Here is a 6623-nt window from a genome sequence, read left to right as displayed (position 1 = left end):
CTGCTGGACTCCCCCTAGGCCCCGACCACCACCGTGTCGCCGGAGGCCGCGACGGACACGCCAAACGCGTCGTTCGCTTGGGTGTTTGATGCCTTGAGATAGGCCTGCTGGGTCCAGACCGTCCCGCTGCGCACGAACACATAGGCAGCACCGGCAGACGCGGCAGTGTTGTCGGCCTGGTTGCCGTTCACCGCGGCGGCATTGCTGTCCTCCCCAAAGGCCCCAACCACCACCGTGTCGCCCGAGATCGCCAGCGATTCGCCGAACGCGTCCTGCCACTCGGTGTTGGAGGCCTTGAGATACGCCTGCTGGCCCCAGGTCGTCCCGCTGCGTACGAACACATAGGCGGCACCGGAATACGCAGCACTGTTGTTGAACTGGTCGCCGTCCACCCCGGTGGCATTGCTCGACTCCCGACCGGCCCCGACCACCACCGTGTCACCCGAGACCGCTACCGCCCAGCCGAAGGTGTCGTTCGCCTCGGTGTTGGAGGCCTTGAGATAGGCCTGCTGGGCCCAGGTCGTCCCGCTGCGAACGAACACATAAGCGGCGCCGGCCCCGGCCGCGCTGTTATCGGCCTGGTTGCCGTCCACCCCGGTGACACCGCTGGACTCAAATGGCGCACCAACCACCACCGTGTCGCCCGCCACCGCCACGGACCAGCCGAAGTCGTCGGACGCCTCGGCGTTGGATGCCTTCAGATAGGCCTGCTGGGTCCAGGTCGTCCCGCTGCGCACGAACACATAGGCCGCGCCGGCATAGACGGCGCTGTTGTCGGCCTGGTTGCCGTTCACCCCGGTCGCATTGCTGGACTCATACTTGGCACCCACCACCACTGTGTCGCCAGCGACCGCCACCGACCAGCCAAAGTGGTCGAACGCCTGGGTGTTGGATGCCTTGAGATATGCCTGCTGTGCCAGGGGGTCGATGGTCAGTGGGTAACGCGCCCCCGCGTCGGTGACCCGCAGCCGCAGCCCGTCCGGTTCAGCGGTGAACCCCGCAGCGATCACCGCGCCGTCGGCATCGGTCACCTTAAGCCCGCCATAGGTGAGGACGCTGGCGCCCTGGGCATCCAGAAAGCGCACCGCCTGACCGTCGGCCGCGACATCGGGCCGCAGCCCGCCGCGCACCGCAAAGGCGAGGTCCAGTGCGTCGCCCTCACCGCCAGGACGGGTGCGCAGCGTAAAGCCGTGCTCCAGTCCCCGCTGGTCGTTCACGAACCACTCCTGCAACCGTTCGTCCCAGTCGTAGGCGATGCGCGACCCGGCCGCGTCGGTGCGGACCGGATCGGTCAGTGCCGGCAGCGCGCCGCCGACACCGTAACCGCGCAGCTCCAGACCCCAGCGCCAATCCGCACCTTGCGGCTCGACCAGAAAGCCGCGACCGTCGAACTGGGTGCACCACTGCTGGCCGGGGTTCGCCGCCTGGTGGCCTCCGGGCGTCGGCACCGCCGCATACCGGTGCGCCGCCACTTGGCCGCGGATATCGGCCCACTCGGCCGCGTTTAGACCTTGGGGTGGTGTATTGGGATCGGTCGGTTGCTGGCCGCGAGGCGGCGGCGACGTGCTCTCGGAGGTTGGGAGGCATAACGGCGCCGTCGCCAAGCCAAGCAACAGGACCAGAGCACTCAGGAACCGATGCATAATTTTTCCCAATAAATGGCTTTTTTTCCACCTCGAAGAATTAAATCGCGAAACAAACAGAAAATCAATACAGACTATATCCGCCGCGCGCCTGTGATCTCCCCGCCGGCAGAGATCGCGTGAGAGCTGCCGGAACCCTGATGGGATTTCTCACCACTCATTGCCGCAGGACTGCCCGCCAGCCGCGGCGGCTGGGCACCACCAGCGCCATCTCGGCATAGGTTGCCACGACTGCCTTGGCGGATTTGATGTTTTTCAGGGCGCAGGTCGTTCCGGCCTGGCCCGCACAGTCCCCGCGCCAACCGGCGAAGACATAACCCGGACTAACCGAGGAAATACAGGTGCTGGTACCCTCGGGCGCGACCGGATTGGGTGTGCAACTCACCGTGCCGCCACGGGCCGGACTGATGCTGGTGACGATGTTGAAACCGAATTTGGTGTCTTGGTTGTTAGTCTCGTCGCTTTCCACGGTCTGGCAGGCGCTGTCGATGAAGGCACGCAGGGTCTTGGGCCCGGCCGCCCCAGCCGGCAAGCCACTGAGCGTAACCGTTTGGCTGGCACCCGCCGCGAGCACCGGCAGGGTCGCCGATTGGTCGCCCACGGCACCACAGGTCGGCACGCCGGCTTGATCGGCCCAGACTTAGAGCACCCCCGGCTCGCCGGCGGCCCTGCCTTGGTTCGTGACCGTGACCGCAAGACTGAAGGTTCCGTTGGCGCCCGCGCTGCTCGGCGTCAGGACGACGCTGGTTACTTCAAAGTCCGGCCAAGGACCGCAGCTGGGGATCGGGACTCTGACCGGACTCCAGCGATCCGTGGTAGTGCCATCACCGAGTTGGCCAGCCTGGTTCAACCCCAGGACCACAGGCTGCCGTCGGTCTTGAGGGCCCGCGTGTGATTCCAACCTCCCACCATAGCCGCGACGCCGCTCGGTACTTGACCCGGATTCCCGCGATTACGGATCGAACCGTCGCCGACTTCGCCGTAAGCGTTATATCCCCAGGCCCACAGGCTGCCGTCGGTCTTGACCGCCAGGGTGTGAACATAACCTCCCGCCACCGCTGCGGTCCCGGTCAAGACCTGAACCGGACTCAAGCGATTCGTGCCCGTTCCATCGCCGAGCTGGCCATACCCGTTGTAGCCCCAAGCCCACAGGCTGCCGTCGGCCCTGATGGCCAACGAGTGACGGTAACCCGCAGCAATCCGCTGCACATCCGGATTGCCGACTTGATAGCCAATGGCCGTCTGGTCGTCGCTATCATCCGTCCCGTCGGTCAGACATTCGTTGTCGACGAAGACGCGCAGCGTCTTGATCCCGAGTGCGCCGGCCGCCAGACCGCTCACCGTTACCGTCTGGCTGGCGCCCGGCGCCAGACTCGGCAAGGTGATGGTCTGATCGCCCACCGCGCCGCACACCGCCGGCGCGGACCGGTGGGCCCAGACCTGCAGGCGTGCGGCCCCGGCCGCGGCACCCCCATTGACGACCGTCACCTTGGCCGTGAAGGTCCCATTGACCCGCGGGGTACGCGGGGTCAGCACGATCTCGCTCACCTCAAGGTCGGGGGCCGGCGGCACGACCGTATAGCCCATGGCACTGTGGTTATTGGTCTCGTCCGTTTCCGGGGTCGCACAGGCGCTGTCGACGAAGGCGCGCAGGGTCTTGGCCCCCGCTGCCGCGGCCGGCAGACCGCGGAAGATCATGGTATGGCTCGCGCCCCCCACCAGGCTCGGCAGGGTGGCGGACTGGTTGCCCGAGGCACCACAGGCCGGCGCCGCGCCCTGATCGGCCCAGACCTGGAGGATCGCCACGGCGGCCGTGGCCGCCGTGCCCCGGTTGGTGACCGTGACGGTGGCGTCGAAGGTCCCGTTGGCGGTCGGGCTGTCGGGGCTCAGGGTGACTGCAGTCACCACAAAGTCGAGGTTCTGGGGCACCACGGTGTATGAAATGCCGGTCTGGTTGTTAGTCTCGTCGGACTCTGGGGTCGCGCAGGCGCTGTCGATGAAGGCGCGCAGGGTTTTGGCCCCGGCCGCATCGGCCGACAGGCCGTTGAGCGTGACCGTTTGGCTGGCGCCCACCGCGAGGGTCTGCAGGGTCGCCGAGCCGTTGCCCACTGCACCGCACGTCGGCGCGCTCGTCTGGTCGGCCCAGAGCTGGATTGTGCCCGGGTTGCCCGCCGAGGTGCCTTGATTCTTCACCGTGACCGCGGCATTGAAGAGTCCGCCGGCGCTTGGGTTCTGCGGGGTCAGGACGATGCTGGTCACGGCGAAGTCCGGAGAAGGACCGAAGCCGGGAATCGGCACGCTGACTGGACTCAGGCTATTCGTGCTAGTGCCGTTGCCGAGTTGGCCATACGAGTTCCAACCCCAGGCCCAAAAGGTGCCGTCGCGCTTGATGGCCAGGGTGTGACCCATGCCTCCCGCCGCCGCCGCGACTGCGGTCAGGACCTGGATCGGCGCGTATTGACTGCTGGTCGTGCCGTCGCCGACTTGGCCATAGCTGTTAACGCCCCAGGCCCACAGGCTGCCGTTGGTCTTGAGCGCCAGGGTGTGGTCAGCACCAGCCGTCACGGCTGGCACGCCGGCCAGGACCTGGACCGGGCGTGAGCGATCCGTTCCCGTTCCATCGCCGAGTTGGTTAGCCCCGTTCGAACCCCAGGCCCACAGGCTGCCGTCGGTCTTGATGGCCAGGGTGTGAATATCACCGGCCGCCACGGCCGCGACCCCGGTCATGACCTGGACCGGAGTCGAACTATTTACGGTCGTGCCGTCACCGAGTTGGCCATAATAGTTGTCTCCCCAGGCCCACAGACTGCCGTCGGACTTGAGGGCCAAGCTGTAGTTAGAACCAGCCGCCACGGCCGTGACGCCGGTCAGGACCTGGACCGGACTCGAACGATATGCGGTCTTACCGTCGCCGAGCTGACCGAACCCGTTGTACCCCCAGGCCCAGAGGCTTCCATCATCTCTGAGCGCCAGTGAATGCCAATAACCCCCAGCAAGCCGCGGCATATCCGCATTCCCCGCCGCCGCAACCCCCGCCACCAAGGGCGAGGTGAGCACCTGATTCAGCGCGGCGGCATTGACCCGCACCGTCAGGCTGGTCTCCCCCGGCACATGCAGCGGCGAGTCGTAGGTCCCGGCGGACAATCCGAGCAACAGGTTTTGCGCCGCCCCGTCCCAGTCGGCCGGTCGGACGAGCGCCCCGACGGCCGTCGGCCGGTTCAGGTCCACCCGCACCCGCACCCAACCGAAACTCGCCACTCGCTCGTGCAGCGCCTGTTCGGTCGCCGCGGGCGTTGAGGCGACCACCGGCGAGTTGCGCACCAAGTCGCGGCCGAACGTCAGGCCCAAGACCAGGAGGATACAGACACCGATGGGAGCGACGTGCCGGGTCCGCGGCATGAGACGACGAAGAACGGGCCGGAACGACATGACTCATCCCCCTGGCTGCGCTTCTTGTGTGCTGTTCTTCTTGTTTCCAGTGGCCCGGCACGGTCGATTGGCCGGCTGGCCAGCCCGGCGCGGTAGCCCGGGCGACCCCGTTTATAACAAGGTTACGTGCACTTGGCAACCGTTTTGAATCAGAAAACGCGAGCCCCACCAATGACTAACGAGTATAGCCAGGTCATATTCTTGCCTTCGGCAGCCCCGGCAACGGCCAGGTCGCGCCGCAACGCGTCGGAACGGCGATGGAGCGCTTGCGTTGGTGGCCAAGGTGGCGGAATCGCGGGCGGCGTTGCGCCGGCTGCCGGATCAAACACCGCACTGATCGGCCCTATCGGGCGCAACGTCGGCATTGGTTTCGCGGTCGCGAGCAACCGCGCCCGCGCCGCCGTGGAGCGGATGGTCGTCAGGCGGCAGGAGGGCTGACGCCGAAACCCGACCCGGAACACGTCTCACGCGTGCACCGACTGTCGCTATTTCTTCCAGTTGCCCGGCATATCGTGACAACTCATCCTGGTCGCCATTGGGTTGGCCTTGATCTGGTAGGACCACTCCCAGTTATTGACCTGCCGTGCGGCCTCGCGCGACGCAACGCCGTACTTGGCCTGGACCAGGGCCACGAGCGCGGCACGCTTACCCTCGGTTTGCGCGAGATCGCTCTCGGTCAAGTCCCCCCAGGTCGCCTTGGTTGCGCCAAGAAATTGCTGCCAGTCGCCCTGAAATTGGTTCCAGCTCATGGTTGTCACCTTTACGTTGATCTCCCCAGACGGTATCCCCAAGCTCGGCTTGAGGGCTTTGAGGCTATCGCAATGATGTGTAAGGCTTCTGTACGCTGACACACGAACTGTCCTGGCCAAGCCCGGGCACAAGTGCGACCATTGGCGCCCACCGGTCGTCCGTCGGGCAACCAGCAGCGCACGTCAATCAGCAATCCAGTGGCCATATCAACGTCCCCAGTCGAGACCGACACCCCTGCCGAGGAGCACCGCAACGACCCGGCGCCCGCTTGGTCCGCACAGTTGAGGACCCAGCTCGAAACGGGCGAGACTCCGCTCGCCTGGTTCGAGCCGGATCTGGATCAGCGACTCCACTACCGGGCTGGGCAACTGTGCCTGACCGACCGACGGCTGCTCGGACGTGATGAGGCCGCCGACCCCGGGGCCTGGTCGTCCTGGCCGCTCGCCGGCCTGGAACAGGTAAGGGCTGCCCACCGTGGTGCTTCGGGCCGCCTGGCGGCGCAGGGGCCGACCGGCCTGGTCGCCACCTGGCACTACACCGGCGCCTGCACCGCAGCGGCGCAACAGTTCGCGGCACTCTGCCAGGCCGCGATCGGCAGGCAGCAAGGCCTGAGCGCGCCGCCGGGCGAAGGCCAGGGCACCCTCTGCCCGACCTGCGGCGCCGCTATCCCGACCGGTCAGAACACCTGTGTCTTTTGCGCCGCCCCACCGCTGCCGCCGCCGGGCCGCTCATTGTGGCGGGTGATGCGCTTCGCCCGCCCCCAGGCCGGGCTCATCATTCTGGGCTTCACGCTGATGCTCG

General features: G+C 66.7%; 5 protein-coding genes and 1 pseudogene. 1 reads left to right on the top strand and 5 read right to left on the bottom strand.

The window, feature by feature from the left end; genetic code table 11:
• Positions 1-14: 14 nt before the first annotated feature.
• The 5 genes from QZY44_RS03510 to QZY44_RS03490 all read right to left on the bottom strand — a co-directional run bounded on the left by QZY44_RS03510 (position 15) and on the right by QZY44_RS03490 (position 5821).
• The gene (locus tag QZY44_RS03510; protein WP_295442306.1) at positions 15-1643 is read right to left on the bottom strand and encodes an FG-GAP repeat protein; all 1629 of its coding nucleotides are present in this window, start codon (positions 1641-1643) and stop codon (positions 15-17) included.
• A 157-nt stretch (positions 1644-1800) separates the two neighbouring features.
• Entirely contained in the window at positions 1801-2262 is a 462-nt protein-coding gene (locus tag QZY44_RS03505) for a CARDB domain-containing protein (RefSeq protein ID WP_295442303.1), read from the bottom strand.
• Positions 2263-2283: 21 nt separating this feature from the next.
• On the bottom strand, positions 2284-2505 hold the full coding sequence (locus QZY44_RS35590; RefSeq protein ID WP_365303188.1) for an RCC1 domain-containing protein: 222 nt from the start codon (positions 2503-2505) through the stop codon (positions 2284-2286).
• Positions 2490-5072, bottom strand: coding sequence for a CARDB domain-containing protein (locus QZY44_RS03500; protein WP_295442300.1), 2583 nt, complete (start codon positions 5070-5072; stop codon positions 2490-2492). The genes QZY44_RS35590 and QZY44_RS03500 overlap by 16 nt, the downstream gene beginning before the upstream one ends.
• Positions 5073-5557: 485 nt before the next feature.
• Positions 5558-5821 carry a CsbD family protein gene (locus tag QZY44_RS03490; RefSeq protein WP_295442297.1) on the bottom strand — a complete coding sequence of 88 codons (264 nt, stop codon included), beginning with the start codon at positions 5819-5821 and terminating at the stop codon, positions 5558-5560.
• Positions 5822-6019: 198 nt separating this feature from the next.
• On the opposite strand from QZY44_RS03490, the pseudogene QZY44_RS03485 reads away from it, so the two are divergent.
• Positions 6020-6623 (top strand): annotated as a pseudogene (locus QZY44_RS03485) (ABC transporter); the annotation flags it as partial.

This window comes from uncultured Thiodictyon sp. (assembly GCA_903837595.1).
Classification (GTDB): Bacteria; Pseudomonadota; Gammaproteobacteria; order Chromatiales; family Chromatiaceae; genus Thiodictyon.
The sequence above is the reverse complement of the archived record's forward strand: the minus strand, read 5'-3'. Positions and strand labels throughout refer to the sequence as shown.